Genomic DNA, 18,393 nt, shown 5'->3' on the forward strand with positions numbered 1-18,393 from the left:
AAGCGAAAATGAGAGGGCTCTTGCAAAAATATCTGCAAGAGCCCTTTCACATATTCGTTGGCGCTACTAGTCTGCTGAGGGTGCACAATGAAGCAACCGGCTCTGCAACACACTCCGAATCGTGGCAAACCAGCTTCGACATGAACCCACCCACCGTCATCAGCGCGCGGAACCTCACCAAGACCTATGGCGAGCTCACAGCCGTGGACAACATCTCCTTCGATGTTCCGGCGGGGGAGTCCTTTGGGCTGCTCGGCCCCAACGGCGCGGGCAAATCCACCACCATGAAAATGATCGGCGGCGTCTCGCAGCGCACTTCAGGAACGCTGAACATCATGGGCCTGGACCCGGAATCACATGGTCCCGAAGTCAGGGCACACCTGGGGGTCGTTCCGCAGCAGGACAACCTTGACGAAGAACTGAAGGTCCGCGAGAACCTGATCGTCTATGGCCGCTACTTCGGCCTGCCGCTGAGCTACCTGCGGCCCAAAGCGGACGAGCTCCTGGAATTCGCGCAGCTCACGGACAAGGCCAACTCCAAAGTGGATGCGCTGTCCGGCGGCATGAAACGGCGGCTCACCATCGCGCGGTCGCTCATCAACGAACCCCGCATCCTCCTCCTCGATGAGCCCACCACGGGCCTTGACCCGCAAGCCCGGCACATCCTCTGGGACCGCCTGTTCCGGCTCAAGGAAAACGGCGTCACACTGATCCTGACCACCCACTACATGGACGAGGCAGAGCAGCTCTGCGATCGCCTGATCGTTGTGGACAAGGGCAAGATCATGGCCGAAGGATCGCCGGCCAGCCTGATCCGCGAGCACTCCTCCCGCGAAGTACTTGAACTCAGGTTTGGGTCCGAGCGGAACTCGCTTATCGGCGTCGAACTTCAAGGCATTGGCGAGCGGCTCGAGACACTTCCTGACCGGGTTCTCATCTACGCGCACGACGGCGAGGCCGCCCTGGAGCAGGTTTCGGCGCGCGGGCTGCGCCCGATGACGTCCCTGGTGCGCCGTTCCTCCTTGGAGGACGTGTTCCTGCGGCTCACCGGCAGGAGCCTCGTTGACTAGGGATCCCTTGACCAGCGGCCCTCCCGGAGATGGAGCCGCCAAACCAATCACGACGGCGGAGCAGCCGTTGCGGGCACACCCGCCTGCTGTCTCGGCCGCCAGGGCGCGGCGTTGGGGTTCCTTTTTCTACGCGGAACAAGTGCTCCGGGTCATGCGCAATTACGGCTGGTCCGTGGTGCTCTACAGTGTGGGGCAGCCCGTGGCCTACTTGTTCGCCATGGGAGTGGGGCTGGCAAGCCTTGTTGATGCGAACAGCGAATCCGTGTTCGGTGGCGTCAGCTACCTGGAATTCGTGGCACCTGCGCTGCTGGTGTCAGCGGCAGTCATGACGGCTTCCGGCGAATTCTCCTACCCCATCATGGACGGCTTCAAATGGCGGCGGGTGTTCTATGGGCCGCATGCCTCGCCCCTGGTACCGCAGCAAATAGCGAGCGGCCACATCATGGCAAGCACGCTCAGGTTCCTGCTGCAGTCGGTGGTCTACTTAGCGGTGGTGGCCATGTTCGGGGCTTCGCCGAGTCCGTGGGGATGGGTGTCCGCAGTGGTCGCGACCGTGGCGGCGTTGTCCTTCGGCCTGCCACTCATGGCCTATGCCGCCAGCATCACCCAGGACAAGGGACAGTTTGCTTTGGTGCAGCGGTTCATCGTCATGCCACTGTTTCTGTTCTCGGGCACGTTCTTTCCCTTGGACACGCTGCCGTGGGCTGTCCGCTGGATCGGCTGGATATCGCCTGTGTGGCACGGAACTGAGCTGGGGCGGGTCTTCACCTATGGCATGGACGAGAACCCCTTGCTGACCATTACGCATGTGGTGTACCTCCTGGCGACCGCCACGGCCGGCTGGCTGCTGGTCCGGCACCAGTTCGTGAAGAGGATGGGCTCATGAGTATCCTGACTGGCGGCCACAGCGCAACTGATATCGCCCGCGAGCGAAAGTTCGGTCCGCTCTATTCGCGAAACGCCAAGGCCGTGGTAGCCCGTGGCCTCATGGCTGCGAAGTCCAGCACCTGGCTGGTGTTGCTGTCAGGGTTCTTCGAGCCCGTTCTCTTCCTGTTGGCCATGGGTGTTGGGATGGGCTCGATCGTGGGCACAGTCCAGGGACCCGGAGGCGAAGACATCAGCTATGCGGCCTACATAGCGCCCGCACTCCTGGCAGTCTCAGCCATGAACGGTGCAATCTACGATTCCACCTGGAACGTCTTCTTCAAGATGAATTTCGCCAAGCTGTACCAGGGGATGCTCTACACATCCCTTGGGCCGTTGGACGTAGCCATGGGGGAGATTTTCCTGGCACTGTTGCGGGGTCTTCTCTACGCCACGGGATTCACCGCGGTGATGGGGGTCATGGGCCTTCTCACAACCTGGTGGGCCATCCTGGTCATCCCTGCGTCAGTGCTGATTGCCTTCGGCTTCGCGAGCTTCGGCATGGGCATCACCAGCTTCATGAAGACATTCCAGCAAATGGACTGGATCAACTTCATCCTCTTGCCGATGTTCCTGTTCAGCGCCACGTTCTACCCGCTCAGCGTCTATCCCCAGGTCATCCAGTGGTTCATCCAAGCCATGCCCCTATGGCACGGGGTTGAACTGCTGCGGCAGATCAGCGTGGGCTCCTTCAGCCCGGCAACAGCCATCCACGTTGGCTACTACCTGGTGATGATCGCGCTTGGCATTATGCTGACCACCGGACGGCTGCGACAGCTGTTCCTGAAGTGATGAAATGTTCGCCGTCCGTGGAAGCGGCGCAGGCACCTTCGGGGGTTTGCGACAATTGACTCATGCAATCTCTCGGCGACCCGCACCCGTCCACGTCCTCGTCCGGTAGAAGCCTTTTCAAAGGCTTCCGTATCGGCGGCCTGGGGATGACCGTAGTCATCATCGCTTTCGTGGTGGCCGTTATTTTCGCGGCCAACCAGAACGACTTTGTGGGTTGGGTAGTTGCGGTGGTCGCCTTCGGTTGGCTCGCGCTCGCCGCGTTCGTGGTGTTCAGCATTCGAAGGGCTGCGAAGCGCGCCGGAGCTAAATTGAGCGAAGCGCAAGCCGCATTCAACTCGGCAACCGGCCGCGCGCCGTCGTCGTCCTCGGCTGACAGCGGCGGCACCCGCGTTGTCGCGGAACGCAGCCAGGCCGATGAGGTACGGGACCTCAAGCTGGACCACTCCTTCAAGATTGTCCAGGTGCAGGTGCGCGTTGTGGATGAGGAACGTGCCAAGGGTGCAGCGGCAAACCAGGACACCATCAACCGCGCGTTGGAAACCATAGCGATCACGGCAACCAATGCCCGGGACATGATCAAGTCCTCAGGTGGCTCGGACGAGCCCGTGGCCGGCACCATCATCGACTAGAGTAGACCGGGTGAGTACGGCATTGAAGAAGGACTTCCTTCGCATCGCATCGGTCAACGTCAATGGCCTTCGGGCTGCCTACAAGAACGGCATGGCGGAATGGCTGGAGCCACGCGAAGTAGACATCCTCTGCCTGCAGGAAGTGCGCGCTCCTGATGCCATCGTCAACACGCTGATCGGCGAAGGCTGGTACATCCTCCACGCTGAGGCTGAGGCAAAGGGCCGCGCAGGGGTTGCCATTGCTTCCCGCGAAGAACCCACGGCCACCCGGATCGGGATCGGCGATGACTACTTCGCAACCGCGGGCCGCTGGGTTGAAGCGGATTTCTCCGTCAGGAACACCGCAGGCGAATACTCCACGTTGTCCGTGGTCAGCGCTTACGTTCACTCGGGTGAGGCAGGCACGCCCAAGCAGGATGACAAGTACCGCTTCCTGGACGCCATGACCACCCGTCTTCCCGAGCTGGCCAAGCACAGCGATCACGCGCTGGTAGTGGGCGACCTCAACGTCGGGCACACTGAACTGGACATCAAGAACTGGAAGGGCAACGTCAAGCGTGCCGGTTTCCTGCCAGAGGAGCGCGCTTATTTTGACCGCTTCCTGGGTGAAGAAATTGGATGGAGGGATGTCCACAGGGGCCTGGCAGGAAATGTCGCCGGCCCCTACACCTGGTGGTCCCAGCGCGGAAAGGCCTTTGACACTGACACAGGCTGGCGCATCGACTACCACCTGGCTACTCCCGGACTTGCAGCAGCCGCGTTCTCGGCTGTCGTGGACCGGGCGCCTTCGTGGGACACCCGCTTCTCCGACCATGCACCGCTGGTAGTGGACTACCGGCTCTAAGCTTCACGAAAGTATTGCTCAATGACTAGCTCCATCACGACTGAAACCGGCACCCCAGCCGCCACACTGCCCAGCGGGAGTACCGTGACCTCCACCAAGCTTGCCGTTGGCGCCAAGCAGCGCGTCCTTTCAGGCATGCAGCCCTCGGCTGACTCCCTGCACCTTGGCAACTATCTTGGCGCTTTGGTCAACTGGGTTCGTATGCAGGACGAGTACGATGCTGTCTTCTTCATTCCGGATTTGCACGCCATCACCGTTCCGCAGGATCCTGCCGAGCTCGCCCGCCGCACCAGGGTCACTGCCGCCCAGTACATTGCCGGTGGCGTGGACGTGCAGAAGTGCACACTGTTCGTGCAATCTCAGGTCCCCGAGCACGCCCAGCTTGCCTGGGTACTGAACTGCATCACGGGCATGGGTGAAGCCGGCCGCATGACGCAGTTCAAGGACAAGGCACAGAAGCAAGGCTCGGACCACGCAAGCGTCGGCCTGTTCACTTACCCCATCCTGCAGGCTGCAGACATCCTGCTCTATCAGCCGCACGGCGTACCCGTGGGCGAAGACCAGCGCCAGCACGTGGAGCTCAGTCGGGACCTCGCCAACCGCTTCAACAGCCGTTTCGGCGAGACCTTCCAGGTGCCCGAGCCCTTCATCCAGAAGGAATCGGCAAAGATCTACGATCTCCAGAACCCCACGGCCAAGATGTCCAAGTCTGCTGAATCGCCCGCGGGCCTCATCAACTTGCTGGACGACCCCAAGACGGTGGCAAAGCGCATCAAATCCGCCGTCACAGACACTGAGACCGAGATCCGCTACGATCGCGAGACCAAGCCCGGGGTCTCCAACTTGCTCACCATCTACTCGGCTATCAGCGGCACTCCGGTGGAGAAGATCGTGGCCGATTACCAAGGCAAGATGTATGGGCACCTGAAGGTAGACCTCGCCGAGCTCGTCTCCGGACACCTCGCACCCATTCGTGAGCGCGCCAACGAACTCCTGGCAGACCCTGCCGAACTCGACCGGTTGCTGGCTCACGGTGCGGATAAAGCGCGTGAGATCGCCTCGGCGACGCTCGCCGATGTCTACTCCAAGGTAGGCTTCCTGCCGTACCGCGGGGATGCCTACCGCAGCGAGCAAGGAGTCCGCTAAGTTCATGTGCGCAGCTGGCCAGCTCAACGTCAAGACCGATACCCTTCAAGGCGTCGGTCGGGACGAATCGCGCCAGCCCGCTGTCACCGGCACCGACTGCGGTGCCGGTGACACCATGTGCGTTGGCGTGATCCTCGGCTTCCCGCCGGAGGTTGCGCGGGAACTGCAGGCCTGGCGGGCATCCTTTGGCGATCCCATGGCCGAGGTCATCCCTGCCCACATCACGCTCATCACCACAACGCCAACGCAGGACTGGGAAGCCACAAGGGACCACGTGCGCGAGGTTGCCCGCTCACAGGAACCATTCACCATCACCATCTCCGGGACCGGTTCGTTCAGACCCGTTTCGCCCGTGGTTTTCGTCAACGTCGAAGAAGGCTTTGAAGAGTGCGTGCAACTGCACGAAAAGCTCCAGACGGGTCCGCTTGAGCGTTTGCTTCCCTTCCCGTACCACCCGCATGTCACAGTGGCCCATGATGTCGCCAAGGAAAATCTGGACGAGGCCGAAACGGTCCTGAGAGATTACCGGGCAACCTTCCCAGTGGTTAGCATGGGACTTTACGAGCACGACACCAATGGAATTTGGCAGCTACGGGAAGAGCTCGACTTTGGCGGCGACACTGACGAAACGCAGCAGGCGGAATCAACATCCACCGGCGGGAAGTCCTCCGCTGCCAACTGAGCTGGCAAAGCTAAAACTTCAACTTCTTCACAAGCGGCAGGACTGGGGCCATGTCAAGCGTGCCGGAGAAGGCCTGCCGAAGAGGGCCGGAGCCCTTCTCGCCGTCCTGCTCGCAAGGCTGAACACTAACCGGGCCATGCGCTCCTTCCAGAACTACACCCGGCAGCATGGGCCTCTCCTAAGTGCCGGCATCGGCTTCAATATGTTCTTCTCCGTCACAGGTCTCCTCACCACGGGTTTCGCCATCGCCGGAATCGTCCTGGGAGGCAACCCGGTTCTCGAAGACGCCGTCATTCGCAGCGTGGCCTCTGCAGCTCCGGGACTCCTCCAGGTAAATGGCGGCGAGGGACTGGTTGATCCGCAAACGCTGCTCAATCCCTCAGGGCTTGGATGGACAGCGGTCATCGCGGCTGCGGTAACCATCTTCACGTCCCTTGGGTGGATTGCCAGTGTCAGGGAAGGCCTGCGGGGCGTGATGGATGCTGATCCGCTCAAGCGCAGCCCCATCCTGCAGAAACTTGTTGACGCCGGCACCCTCCTGCTCCTTGGCGTGATCCTCGTGGTCAGTGCTGGCGCATCTCTGATCTTTGGCACGGCCGCTGCCTGGATCTTCGACCTCCTTCGATTGGACGAAGCAGTTGCGGGGCCTGTGGCGGCCGTGGTCAAGGTCGTCGTCCCCCTCCTGCTGAACTGCGCGACGGCGGCCGTGTTGTTCCATATCGCCGGTGGCCTCAAGCTGGGGCGCCGGGCATTCATCGAAGGCGTTGCGCTGGCCGGTATCGGGACCACCGTGCTTCAGCTATTCAGTACCGAACTCCTCGCCCGGGCGGGACAGAACCCTGTCCTCGCCTCGTTCGCCATCATCATCGGCCTTCTGATCTGGTTCAACCTGGTAAGCCAGGTGTATCTTGTTTCGGCTTCGTGGGCCGCTATCCGCGAGGCTGACCTGCAGGCAGGGGAGACCCCGCACAAGAAGATCCTCGGTTCACGCCGCACAACGCCCCAGACGTAAGAGTTGTTTTCTTCCAGGAGGTTTCATGAACAACCAGTTGTGGATCGCTTGCCTCCTGGGAACCGCTGCAGGGCTGGTGGTTGGCCAGCTCGTTTTCAACTCTCCCTTTGTGGGGATCCTGATTGGCCTCGGCTTGGGCGCCTTGGTTGGAGCGGCCCTAGGACCCCGCCGCGAATAAGCAACGCGGGGATCCTTCTATGGTTGTCAAGGGTGGCGTGGGTCCGTGTTTGTGGCGTTAAGGGTTCGGTAGGTCCGTCGGGCGAGATAGCGTTTCACGCACCGGCGGATCTCCTTTTTGGTTCGTCCTTCGGCTTGTCGTTTGTGGACGTATCCGATGGTGGCCGGGTCGAAGGTCATTCTGCTCAGGGCGACCATGTGCAGGGCTTTGTTCAGGGTTCTGTCGCCGCCGCGGTTGAGTCTGTGCCGGACGGTGTTGCCGGAGGACGCCGGAATCGGGTTGACCCCGGCTAGGGACGCGAAGGCTGCTTCTGAGCGGATCCGTCCGTGGTGGGACCAGGCGGTAAGGCAGATGGCGGCAGTGACGGGACCGAAGCCTGGTTCCTGCAGGAGCGGGGCGGCTTCGCTTATTTGGACCAGTTCTGTGATTTGGCGGTTGTTGGTTTTGATGTCCGCGTCGAGCTCGCTGATGCGTTTGGCTAGCCGGACCCCTTCGGACCGGGCGACGGTCAGTGCCAGTGGTTCCTCCCGGGAACGCCACCGGGACGCCTCGGCGATCTGTGCTCCGGTCAGGGGTTTGCGGGCATCCAGGCCGAGGTCGTTTACGCGCAGGAGGGCGGTCAAGGCGTTGACCGCCCGGGTGCGGTCGGTGGTCATGGCTTCCCGTGCGCAGACCAGGATCCGCAAGGCGGCGCGGACCCCTTCGTTCAGCCGTGGCCGGCGCAGCTGCTGCTCATCCAAGGGCAGAACGGCTGCGGCGATCCGGTGCGCGTCGAGCGGATCGGATTTACCGGTTCCCTGACGTGCATCCATGCGCGCGGCTTCGGCGACCTCGTAGCCGGCGGCGCCGACCGCGCCGGCCAACAGGGCGCCGTAGGACGCGGCTCCTTCAACGACCCATAAGGCAGCCAGGTCAGCGCCGGTGTGGCGCGCGACCCAGGCGATGGCACGGTTGATGCCTGCCCCGGTGGTCGGGAAGGCCCGGGTGGCAATCAATTCGCCGGTGCCTGCGGTGATGATGGCGTAGACATGGTTTTTGGCGTGCGTGTCGACGCCGACGACAAAAGGACGGGAATGCGCGACGATAGTCATGGCGGTTCTGGCGTCTTCCTCTATTCGCGGATGTGGTCAGGGCCGTAAAACGGCCGGTACCGGTCCCGGGTAGAGGTCACTTCGGAACAACACTGTGACGAGTCACGCTTGAGGGCGGACAACCTTCTGATCAAGTTACCGAGGTGGGCCGGGCGGTACCGGCCGCTCCACCCCGCGGACGGACAGATCCCACTCAAAGGCACCCTCTACAGGGCCAGTCACTTACAGAGTCACACCCGCGAGGCAGAACGACTACTACCACTCTGCCAGCCAGTCCCAGACCAGCCACCCCAATCCTCACAGTCACTTACGGCCCATCCTGGGGCGGATTATGGGCCGTAAGTGACCCCGGGTTGCTATCAGTCTGGCTAGGGTGCCCGGACGAGACCTTCCCACGCAACGGTCCAGTCAGCTGGGAAACCTGGTGCGTGGCGGGCCGGTCCGTTGTCCCAGCCAGCTGCCATAAGCGCCACGGCGGCCAGGAGCCCACCATTCCCGGGCAAGTAGAGCGGCAACGAGTCCGTTTGGCGGTTGTGTCCATTAGGCAGGACGGTGTTTTTCCCGGCGTCCAGCAGCAGGGCATCGACTGCGGCCTCAGGATCCTCGAGCCGGGCGGCGGTCATTGCCATTACGGGATAGTCCCAACCCCAGGTACTGCCCCAATCCCAGTCCGTCAGGACATCCGACAGGGTAGCGCGCATGATGTCCGCATCAATCAAGTCCGTCAGAGGCAGGACGCCAAGCGCGCACAGCATCGAAGGGTGGTCCGTGCGGATGGTGAAGGGCTCCACGTCGATGGCGGCGTAGACGCCATTTACCACACGTGGCTTCACCAAAGCGTCCGCAACGTCAGTCCACGCTTCCACGGGTTCCAGACCGAGACGTTCCCGCCACGCAGCCGCCGTACGAAGAGCCCACTGCCAGTAGGCCAACTCAAACGTGGGATTGGTGACCTTGGCCCGGATGGAGCCGTAGCTTTCCTGTGCCGGAATCAATGGAGGCCCCAGTTCGAACCCTCGGGAAGTGGGATGTGCGAAGTCGGCCATGAATGCCGCTGACTCAAAAACGATCTCCGAAAATTCTTTCAGCACTTCATGGCTGGGATTTGCCCGGTACACAAGCTCGGCCAAGTGAATGGGGTGTGGCTGCTGCCATATGAGGAATGTCCCGATGGGACTTGGGCTTTCCCGGCCGTCCGGTCCGACCTGCTTGGGCCAGCGGACGCCGTCGAATCTCTGCGCCTTTGCGGTTTGACGGGAGGTTTCCAGCGCTGTGGAGTACCACCGTAGCGATGGCAGGAGCAGATCCGCACGGTTCCAGTGCGCGAAGTGGGCGGCGTGCCACCAGTGCATTTCCAAATGGAAGCGGCCTCGCCAGGAGTTGCAGACAAGACCCGTTTCCTGGGGCGGTAACGAGCCCGAGCAGTTGACCGCGGTCAGGTATTGCGAGAGGACAATACGGCGTTCCAGCTCCTTGGCCCGGGGATCATCGGTCGCGTCGAGCTCGATCGCCCCTCCGGAGGACCAGAATTCGGGCCAATGGGCCTCGGAAGCTGCGGCCACGCTACGGGCAGGTGAAAGCTCGACGCCGGGGCCTGGTTCTGGAGCGCTGCCCACCGCCGTTGCCACCTGGCCTCGAATGGAGGCGCCTCGCGGGATACAGCCGCCATCTCCTGCGGAAACGAAGGCAACGGAGAAGTCGAGAACGAGGGGGTTTGCCTGTCCGCGGCGGGGCGCAATGCGGAGGTCGTGTGTTCCGGTTTGCTCCACGTCAAGGTCATGCCCCGTAACCACCACCTGATAGCGGGAGTCGTCCAGTTCCCGGAGTGCGGTCCACTGGGTGGAACCCCTGTGCTGATGGGATGGCGTTGGTTGTCCGAGCGAGGTGGTGTGGGCGTCCGGACTATTCCAGTCAGCCGCGTCATGCCACGCCTCGGAGCCGTAGGGGAAGCCGATGCCGACAATCAGGCCGGCCCCTAATGCTGGCGACTCGACGCGGAAGCCGAGCTCGTCGCGGTCGGGATGGCACGCCGTCGTGACCTTGACTGGGTGTCCGGCCAAGGTGAAGCGGCTGGTAACTACTCCCGACCACAAATCGAGTGTTTGTTCGGTGTCGGTGATCTCAGCCTCAAGGATGGAGCGCGCCGTGCCATGCTCCAGCCAGCGGAAGCCGATGCGCCCCAAGTCCAGGCGATGCGGGTTTGCCCGCAACCACGTTTCGGCCAAGGACGTGTCAGTTTCGCGGTCGTTGACGATGTCACCCACCATGTCCACGTAGGGCACAGGCCCTCGGGGTGAATCGTAGAGGACTGTAGAGCCTGCGAGGTCGGAGGGTTGGGCGGGCGGTGTGGAGTGCCACCCCCATTGGGCCTGGGTGCCGAGGAGTGTTCCAGGGGGCAGATCGTCCCGGGCTCCCACGGGGTAGGCCTCCGGCATGGTTTGAAGGCCAGTGAGGTCCATGGTGAACGCGAACTCGCCGTTGCCCACGGTCACTGGACTCCTGGGGTCAAGGCGGCTCTGGTGCACGTTGTGCCGCTGGGCGAGAGCCTTACGGTCAATTTTTTCGGTGTTGGTCACTGTTGTCCGGGTTGGGGATGCCGGCCCTGGTGGGATTGCGTTTTGGCTCTGCACTCCGCGCCTTTCTGGGGGTGTCTCACGTCCACTGAAATAGTTCATGCTCATAACTATTGACGAGCATAGACCCTCTTGATACGTTTCAGGAACCGTTTTCTGAGAATGAAAGAAGCTTACCCAATGGCGCGTAAATCTCTTCGAACCATCCAAAAGTCACTAGCCTTCGTGGCCGCTGTGGGCATGCTTGGCCTCACCGCGGGGTGTTCCGCTCCTACATCCGACAAACCCGACGACGGACCGGTGGAGATCCGGTTTTCCTGGTGGGGCAACGCAGGCAGGGCGGAGCTGACCACCAAAGCCATCAAGGAGTTCGAGGCGGCCAACCCCAATATCAAGGTGAAGCCTGAATATGGGGACATCGGTGGCTACTTCGACAAGCTGGCTACCCAGGTGGCGGCCAATGACGCCCCGGACGTCATCACCATGGGCGGGGCATACCCGGCCGAGTATGCAAACCGCGGGGCACTGCTAGACCTGTCAAAGGTCAAGGGCTCACTGGATCTGTCCGCCATGGATCAAGGTGCCCTGGAGAATGGCCAAGTCCAAGGTAAGCAGTACGGGGTCTCTACGGGAGCCAATGCCTTGGCAATCGTCGTGAACCCGGCCGTCTTCCAAGCTGCCGGCGTCGCGCTTCCGGACGATAGTAAATGGTCCTGGGAGGACTTCGCCAGGATCGCAGGCGACATCACGGCCAAGAGCCCTAAAGGCACTTATGGAACAGCGACTGTCCTCACGCACGATTCCCTGGACGCCTATGCCCGCCAGCGCGGCAAGTCCCTTTACACCCAGGACGGCCAGCTCGGCCTGGATAAGGACACGGTGCAGGCCTACTTCGACTACTCCCTGAAGCTCAGCGAGTCAGGAGCTGCACCCAGTGCTTCCGAGACGGTGGAGAAGCTCAACGTCAGCACTGAGCAGACACTCATGGGTATGGGCCAGGCGGGCATGATGCTCACGTGGAGCAACTCGCTATCCGCGCTGAGCAAGGCCTCCGGAGCAGACCTGAAACTACTCAAGCTCCCGGGCGAGTCGCCCACGCCGGGCATTTGGCTTCAGTCATCGCAGTTCTATACCATCTCCGCGCGCAGCAAGCATACGGATGCCGCTGCCAAGCTGGTCAGTTTCCTCGTGAACAATGAGGCCGCAGCCAAGATCATCCAGAGCGACCGCGGGGTCCCCAGCAATGCAGGAATGCGCACGGCCATCCAGGACCTGTTGACGCCCCAGGGCAAGGTTGAGGCCGCCTATATCGACCAGATCGGCAAGATGGATTTCGCCCCCACCTACATTGGCCCCACGGGCTCCACGGCAGTCTCCGAGATTACGGCGCGCATCAACACGGATGTCCTCTTCAAGCGACTGACGCCGGAGAAGGCCGCCGAGCAGTGGCTTAGTGAGAGCAAAGCGGCCATCGGGAAATAGGCGAACGCCAACGCGGGGTCACTTAGGGCCCTTACCAAGGGGAAACATGGGCCCTAAGTGACCCCGGGTTGCTTCAGTGGGCGTCGCGGACCTCCAGATACGGATCGGCCCAGGCGCTGATGATCCGTGCCACCCGGGCGGCCTGTCCCCTGCCCGTCAGGAGGTGCTCACTGCCCTCCAGCGAAATGAAGCTACGGGGATGCCGCGCGGTACGGAAGATCTCGCTGGCGTTGTCGATGCCCACGGTGTTGTCGGTGGGGGAGTGCATCACCATCAACGGCTTGTGGAGGGTGCGGATGCAGTCGCGCAGGTCAGCGCGTTCCACGTCCTCCACAAAGTGCCGGCGGATTTCCATGGGCCTGCCGCCCAGGTCAACCACGGCGCTGCCGTCGCGCAGGATGGAGTCGATTTCGGCGTCGAACATGTGCTCAACGTGTTTTGGCTCGTAAGGCGCGCCCACGGTCACCACGGCGTTCAGTCCGGGGATGTCGCGCGCAGCAGCCAGTACAGCAGCTCCGCCAAACGAGTGGCCCACCAGCAAGGAGATCTCCCTGCCCTGCTCCCGCATGAACTCCGCAGCGAGGATGGTGTCAGCCACCTTGACGCTGAATGAACCCGCGGACCATTCCCCGGCAGAGCCGCCCAGGCCAAGGTTGTCGAACCGGAGCATGCCCACACCCTGCTCCGCGAGCCCTTTGCAGATCCGTGCAGCGGCGGGGCTGTCTTTGCCCAGGGTCAGGCCGTGCGAGTACACGCCCCAGCCACGGACAGGGCCCTCAGGCACGTCTACGATGCCGGCCAAGGCGTCGCCTGTACTTCCGGTGAAAGTGATCTTCTCAGGGCGTGACACGTTGGTCTCCTTGTATTTACGAGGCCCGGTTCAGGGAACGGTGCCGAAGATTAACGACGACGGCGCCACTCACCAACAGTGGTGAGCGGCGCCGTCGTCGTGCTGTCCTTGAGTACCTCAGTGGTCCTGGTGAACTAGATCTTGCGGGCCAGGATGGCCTGCTTGACCTCGGCGATTGCCTGGGTAACCTGGATGCCGCGGGGGCATGCTTCCGAGCAGTTGAAGGTGGTGCGGCAACGCCACACGCCTTCTTTGTCGTTCAGGATTTCCAAGCGCATGTCGCCGGCGTCATCACGGGAATCGAAGATGAAGCGGTGTGCATTGACGATTGCGGCCGGACCAAAGTACTGGCCGTCGGTCCAGAAGACCGGGCATGACGAGGTGCAGGCTGCGCACAGGATGCACTTGGTGGTGTCGTCGAAGCGCTCACGGTCCTCAACGGACTGCAGGCGTTCCTTGGTGGGCTCGTGGCCCTTGTTGATCAGGAACGGCATGACTTCGCGGAAGGACTGGAAGAAGGGTTCCATGTCCACGATCAGGTCCTTCTCCACGGGGAGGCCCTTGATCGGCTCGACTGTGATGGGCTTGGTGGTGTCCAGGTCCTTCAGCAGCGTCTTGCAGGCGAGGCGGTTGCGGCCGTTGATGCGCATGGCATCCGAACCACAGACACCGTGTGCGCAGGAGCGGCGGAAGGAAACGCTGCCGTCGATCTCCCACTTGACCTTGTGGAGGGCATCCAGGACGCGGTCCGTGCCGTACATGGTCAGCTTGTAGTCGTCCCAGCGTGCTTCGTCCGAGATCTCGGGGTCGTAGCGGCGAACGCGGAGCGTGATGTGGAAGGTGGGAATTTCACCGTCGCCCGCAACGCTTGCCGGGAGCTCGATTTTGGAAGCGGGCTCTGCCATTTCGGTCGTCATTAGTACTTACGCTCCATCGGCTCGTAACGGGTGAAGATGACGGGCTTCGTCTCGAGACGGATGCCCGCAACAGATTCCGCCGAGGAGTCGACGGTGACGGAGTTGTCCAGGTAAGCCATGGAGTGCTTCATGAACTTTTCGTCATTGCGGTCCGGGAAGTCCTCGCGGTAGTGGCCACCACGCGACTCTTCACGGTGCAGCGCACCGACTGTCATGACCTTGGCCATGTCCAGCAGGAAGCCGAGCTCCACGGCTTCCAGGAGGTCCAGGTTGAAGCGCTTGCCCTTGTCCTGGACCGTGACGTTCTTATAGCGCTCTTCGAAGGAAGCGATGTCGCTAAGAACCTGCTCCAGGGACTCCTTGGTACGGAACACCTGCATGTTCGCATCCATGGTGTCCTGGAGTTCCTTGCGGATCTGGGCAACACGCTCGGTGCCGTTGCCGTTGAGCAGGCCCTCCAGGATGCCGCGGGTCATTGCTTCCGGGTCCTCCGGCAGCTCGACGAAGTCGGCTGTCTTGGAGTACTCCGCAGCGGCGATGCCGGCGCGCTTGCCGAAGACGTTGATGTCCAGGAGCGAGTTGGTGCCGAGCCGGTTCGAGCCGTGCACGGAAACACAGGCAACTTCACCGGCTGCGTAGAGGCCCGGCACGATCGTGTCGTTGTCCTGCAGCACCTCGGTGGTGATGTTGGTGGGGATGCCGCCCATGGCGTAGTGCGCGGTGGGGAACACGGGGACAGGATCGGTGAACGGCTCAACACCCAGGTAGGTGCGTGCGAACTCCGTGATGTCCGGAAGCTTGGCCTCGATGTGGGCCGGTTCAAGGTGGGTCAGGTCCAGGAGGACATAATCCTTGTTTGGACCACAACCACGGCCCTCACGCACTTCGTTCGCCATGGCACGGGCCACGATGTCACGGGGTGCAAGGTCCTTGATGGTGGGGGCGTAACGCTCCATGAAGCGCTCACCCTCAGAGTTACGAAGGATGGCACCCTCACCACGTGCGCCCTCGGTGAGGAGGATGCCCAGGCCTGCGAGGCCGGTCGGGTGGAACTGGAAGAATTCCATGTCTTCCAGGGGGATGCCGCGGCGGAATGCGATGCCCATGCCGTCGCCCGTGAGGGTGTGGGCGTTGGAGGTCGTCTTGAAGACCTTGCCGGCACCACCGGAAGCGAACACTACGGACTTGGCCTGGAAAACGTGCAGTTCGCCGGAAGCAAGATCGTAGGAGACTACGCCGGCGACACGCTTCTGCTTGTACGGGGTACCGTCTTCGCGTACTGCGTCTTCTTCGACGATCAGCAGGTCAAGGACGTAGTACTCGTTGTAGAACTCAACGTTGTGCTTGACGCAGTTTTGGTACAGCGTCTGCAGGATCATGTGGCCAGTGCGGTCGGCAGCGTAGCAAGCACGGCGGACAGGAGCCTTGCCGTGGTCGCGGGTGTGGCCACCAAAGCGGCGCTGGTCGATCCGGCCTTCGGGCGTGCGGTTGAACGGCAGACCCATCTTCTCCAGGTCCAGCACGGCGTCGATGGCTTCCTTCGCCATGACCTCGGCTGCGTCCTGGTCAACCAGGTAGTCGCCACCCTTGATCGTGTCAAAGGTGTGCCACTCCCAGTTGTCTTCTTCGACGTTGGCCAGTGCTGCACACATGCCACCCTGGGCTGCACCAGTGTGCGAGCGGGTGGGGTAGAGCTTGGTCAGTACCGCTGTGCGTGCGCGCTGACCGGATTCGATCGCGGCGCGCATGCCGGCGCCACCTGCACCGACAATGACGACGTCGTACTTATGGACCTGCATACCAGATGCTCTCTCTTTCAAAAATTCAGATGGTCGGCGGAGGCTGTTCCGCTAAGTCAGGCGCAACCGGTTCCCTGCAGGGCCGGCCGGCTGCGCCAGGAAGCCGCTACGGGGCCGGGCAGAAGCCGCCAGGCAGCTGAACGCCGTCGACGACGGGGCACGGGTTGAACGTGAAGATCACCAGTGTGCCGAGAATGATGATGACAGCCGTGGCTGCATAGAGGACTACCTTGAGCCAGAAGCGCGTGGAGTCCTTCTCCGCGTAGTCGTTGATGATGGTGCGGACGCCGTTGGTTCCGTGCAGCATGGCAAGCCAGAGCATGGCGAGGTCCCAGAACTGCCAGAAGGGATCTGCCCACTTACCGGCAACGAAACCGAAGTCGATGGCGTGGATACCCTCACCCACGAGCAGGTTCACGAAGAGGTGGCCGAAGATCAGCACCACCAGGACGATGCCGGAGAGGCGCATGAAGAGCCAGGCGATCATCTCGAAGTTGCCACGGCTGGAGCCGGTGCGGTTGTACTTCGGAGCAATCTTGCCCGAACCGATTTTTCCGCTGCGGGGGGATTCGATCGTTGTCATGGTCTAGTGGCCTCCCAGCGCGAGGGAAAGGTGGCGGATAGCGAAGCCGGCGAACGTGACCAGCCACAGCGCAAGCACGATCCACAGCATTTGGCGCTGGTACTTCGCGCCCTTCTTCCAGAAGTCGATGGCGATCACACGAAGGCCGTTGAAGGCGTGGAAGATGATCGCAGCGACCAGGCCCGTTTCACCCAGGGCCATGAGGGGGTTCTTGTAAGCACCAATGACGGCCGTGTAGGCCTCAGGGGACACGCGCACCAATGAGGTGTCCAACACATGGACCAACAAGAAGAAAAAGATCACTACACCGGTAATACGGTGTCCAACCCAGGACCACATGCCTTCACGGCCGCGGTACAAGGTGCCAGCTGGTTTTGTCGGCACTGATTAAACCTTCCTGCAACACAGCGGCGCTGGCATGGGATCCATGCGGGGGGAACGCCTGCTGCGAGAGCACTCGTAGCTCACGCCTAAATCTAGGCTTCGCTACCAGCTTATTCAATTTAGGACGCGCTTCTCTGGTTGTTAATTCCATGTTTCCTGCCCGTATTTCGGCGATTTTCCGTGCTTCGTGAGACGAAGGCCACATGCGCGGCGGCCTGCGGGGCTTCGCCGCCGCGTCGGATAAAGTGTTGCGGTGAGTACAGAAGACGCGACATTCCCGGAATCTCCCTTGAACCGCTTCCACGCGGTTATTCCGGCGGGCGGTGTGGGGACCCGGCTGTGGCCACTCTCGCGTGCCGCTGCGCCCAAGTTCCTCCACGACCTGACCGGCTCCGGCAGCACGTTGTTGAGGGCCACGTATGACCGCCTTGAGCCGCTGGCCGGCGAGCGGGTGCTCGTTGTGACCGGCGAGGCACACCGCGCCGCTGTATGCCGACAGCTCCCCGAGGTGGGCGATGACGAGTTGGTGCTCGAGAGCGAGCCCAAGGATTCCGGTGCTGCCATCGGATTGGCCGCCGCGATTCTCCACCGCCGCGACCCGGAGACCATCATGGGTTCGTTCGCAGCGGACCAGGTGATCAGCCCTGACGACCTCTTCCAGGACACTGTGCGCGAGGCAATTTACACCGCTGCCACGGGCAAGATCGTCACGATCGGCATCAAGCCCACGCACCCCTCCACCGGTTTCGGCTACATCCGCTCCGGTGAAGCGCTGAACGTGGAAGGCGCTCCGAACGCGCTTGCCGTGGCTGAGTTTGTTGAGAAGCCCAGCCAGGAAGTTGCCAACAAATATGTAGAAGCAGGGGACTATGTCTGGAACGCAGGCATGTTCGTGGCTCCCGTAGCGCTCATGCTCCAGCACCTCGAAGCGAACCAGCCGGAGTTGTTCAAGGGCCTTCAGGAAATTGCCGAAGCCTGGGACACCCCCCAGCGTGCTGAAGTTACCGCCCGTGTTTGGCCCACACTGCCCAAGATTGCGATCGACTACGCGGTTGCCGAGCCGGCAGCGGCAGCCGGCGATGTCGCCGTCGTGCCTGGTACTTTCCGCTGGGACGACGTCGGCGACTTTGCCGCAATCGGCCGCCTGAACAACGCGGGCGACGTCGATGAAGTCACCGTTCTTGGCGAAGGTGCCCGCGTGTTTGCCGAGAATGCAAGCGGCGTAGTGGTGTCCGATACCAAGCGCGTTATTGCCCTCATCGGCATCAAGGACGTGGTCATCGTGGACACGCCCGACGCCCTCCTGGTGACTACCAAGGAACATGCACAGCTGGTCAAGGGCACTGTTGACGCCCTGAAAGCCAGCGGCGACACGGACGTCCTGTAGCAATCGCTTATACCGTGAGCCACCTCTTTGGTTGTCCTACGTCTGAACGC

General features: G+C 62.0%; 18 protein-coding genes. 11 read left to right on the plus strand and 7 right to left on the minus strand.

Annotated features, from left to right (window positions below; all coding sequences use genetic code 11):
* Window positions 1–140: 140 nt before the first annotated feature.
* From LDN90_RS05905 to LDN90_RS05945, 9 genes are all read left to right on the plus strand, one after another.
* On the plus strand, window positions 141–1,070 hold the full coding sequence (locus tag LDN90_RS05905; protein WP_223949246.1) for an ABC transporter ATP-binding protein: 930 nt from the start codon (window positions 141–143) through the stop codon (window positions 1,068–1,070).
* 46 nt (window positions 1,071–1,116) lie between these two features.
* Window positions 1,117–1,956, plus strand: coding sequence for an ABC transporter permease (locus tag LDN90_RS05910; RefSeq protein ID WP_223949247.1), 840 nt, complete (start codon window positions 1,117–1,119; stop codon window positions 1,954–1,956).
* Window positions 1,953–2,786, plus strand: a complete 834-nt coding sequence (locus LDN90_RS05915) for an ABC transporter permease (protein ID WP_223948338.1) — start codon at window positions 1,953–1,955, stop codon at window positions 2,784–2,786. Before LDN90_RS05910 ends, LDN90_RS05915 begins: the two co-directional genes overlap by 4 nt.
* A 62-nt stretch (window positions 2,787–2,848) precedes the next feature.
* Window positions 2,849–3,415, plus strand: a complete 567-nt coding sequence (locus LDN90_RS05920; RefSeq protein ID WP_216924873.1) for a hypothetical protein — start codon at window positions 2,849–2,851, stop codon at window positions 3,413–3,415.
* 10 nt (window positions 3,416–3,425) lie between these two features.
* Window positions 3,426–4,259, plus strand: coding sequence for an exodeoxyribonuclease III (locus tag LDN90_RS05925; RefSeq protein WP_223948339.1), 834 nt, complete (start codon window positions 3,426–3,428; stop codon window positions 4,257–4,259).
* A gap of 135 nt (window positions 4,260–4,394) precedes the next feature.
* Window positions 4,395–5,405: a tryptophan--tRNA ligase gene (trpS, locus tag LDN90_RS05930; protein WP_254186354.1), complete on the plus strand. Its 1,011-nt coding sequence runs from the start codon at window positions 4,395–4,397 to the stop codon at window positions 5,403–5,405.
* A gap of 4 nt (window positions 5,406–5,409) precedes the next feature.
* On the plus strand, window positions 5,410–6,087 hold the full coding sequence (locus LDN90_RS05935; RefSeq protein ID WP_216924876.1) for a 2'-5' RNA ligase family protein: 678 nt from the start codon (window positions 5,410–5,412) through the stop codon (window positions 6,085–6,087).
* The gene (locus LDN90_RS05940; protein WP_223948341.1) at window positions 6,014–7,099 is read left to right on the plus strand and encodes a YihY/virulence factor BrkB family protein; all 1,086 of its coding nucleotides are present in this window, start codon (window positions 6,014–6,016) and stop codon (window positions 7,097–7,099) included. The genes LDN90_RS05935 and LDN90_RS05940 overlap by 74 nt, the downstream gene beginning before the upstream one ends.
* A 25-nt stretch (window positions 7,100–7,124) precedes the next feature.
* Window positions 7,125–7,277, plus strand: coding sequence for a hypothetical protein (locus LDN90_RS05945; protein WP_223948342.1), 153 nt, complete (start codon window positions 7,125–7,127; stop codon window positions 7,275–7,277).
* Between the two features lie 26 nt (window positions 7,278–7,303).
* On the opposite strand, the gene LDN90_RS05950 is transcribed toward LDN90_RS05945, so the two are convergent.
* Together LDN90_RS05950 and LDN90_RS05955 are read right to left on the minus strand one after the other, a co-directional pair.
* Window positions 7,304–8,368: an IS110 family transposase gene (locus LDN90_RS05950; protein WP_223948343.1), complete on the minus strand. Its 1,065-nt coding sequence runs from the start codon at window positions 8,366–8,368 to the stop codon at window positions 7,304–7,306.
* 368 nt (window positions 8,369–8,736) lie between these two features.
* Window positions 8,737–10,827 carry a hypothetical protein gene (locus LDN90_RS05955; protein ID WP_223949248.1) on the minus strand — a complete coding sequence of 697 codons (2,091 nt, stop codon included), beginning with the start codon at window positions 10,825–10,827 and terminating at the stop codon, window positions 8,737–8,739.
* 294 nt (window positions 10,828–11,121) lie between these two features.
* On the opposite strand from LDN90_RS05955, the gene LDN90_RS05960 reads away from it, so the two are divergent.
* On the plus strand, window positions 11,122–12,423 hold the full coding sequence (locus tag LDN90_RS05960; RefSeq protein ID WP_223948344.1) for an extracellular solute-binding protein: 1,302 nt from the start codon (window positions 11,122–11,124) through the stop codon (window positions 12,421–12,423).
* Between the two features lie 73 nt (window positions 12,424–12,496).
* Here the strand turns inward: LDN90_RS05960 and LDN90_RS05965 are convergent, their stop codons facing one another.
* From LDN90_RS05965 to sdhC, 5 genes are all read right to left on the minus strand, one after another.
* The gene (locus LDN90_RS05965; RefSeq protein WP_223948345.1) at window positions 12,497–13,273 is read right to left on the minus strand and encodes an alpha/beta fold hydrolase; all 777 of its coding nucleotides are present in this window, start codon (window positions 13,271–13,273) and stop codon (window positions 12,497–12,499) included.
* Window positions 13,274–13,407: 134 nt separating this feature from the next.
* Window positions 13,408–14,190, minus strand: coding sequence for a succinate dehydrogenase iron-sulfur subunit (locus tag LDN90_RS05970; protein ID WP_011773975.1), 783 nt, complete (start codon window positions 14,188–14,190; stop codon window positions 13,408–13,410).
* Window positions 14,190–15,989 (minus strand): succinate dehydrogenase flavoprotein subunit, encoded by a 1,800-nt coding sequence (gene sdhA / locus LDN90_RS05975; protein ID WP_216924881.1) that lies wholly within the window; start codon window positions 15,987–15,989, stop codon window positions 14,190–14,192. Before sdhA ends, LDN90_RS05970 begins: the two co-directional genes overlap by 1 nt.
* 106 nt (window positions 15,990–16,095) lie before the next feature.
* Complete coding sequence (locus tag LDN90_RS05980) at window positions 16,096–16,572, minus strand: succinate dehydrogenase hydrophobic membrane anchor subunit (protein WP_216924882.1); 477 nt, start codon at window positions 16,570–16,572, stop codon at window positions 16,096–16,098.
* A 3-nt stretch (window positions 16,573–16,575) separates the two neighbouring features.
* Window positions 16,576–16,911 carry a succinate dehydrogenase, cytochrome b556 subunit gene (sdhC, locus tag LDN90_RS05985; protein WP_231343329.1) on the minus strand — a complete coding sequence of 112 codons (336 nt, stop codon included), beginning with the start codon at window positions 16,909–16,911 and terminating at the stop codon, window positions 16,576–16,578.
* A gap of 298 nt (window positions 16,912–17,209) precedes the next feature.
* Here sdhC and LDN90_RS05990 point away from each other — a divergent pair, with 298 nt between their 5' ends.
* Window positions 17,210–18,343 carry a sugar phosphate nucleotidyltransferase gene (locus LDN90_RS05990; RefSeq protein WP_216924883.1) on the plus strand — a complete coding sequence of 378 codons (1,134 nt, stop codon included), beginning with the start codon at window positions 17,210–17,212 and terminating at the stop codon, window positions 18,341–18,343.
* Window positions 18,344–18,393: the final 50 nt, after the last annotated feature.

This window comes from Arthrobacter sp. NtRootA1, from assembly GCF_019976975.1.
Taxonomy (GTDB): domain Bacteria; phylum Actinomycetota; class Actinomycetes; order Actinomycetales; family Micrococcaceae; genus Arthrobacter; species Arthrobacter aromaticivorans.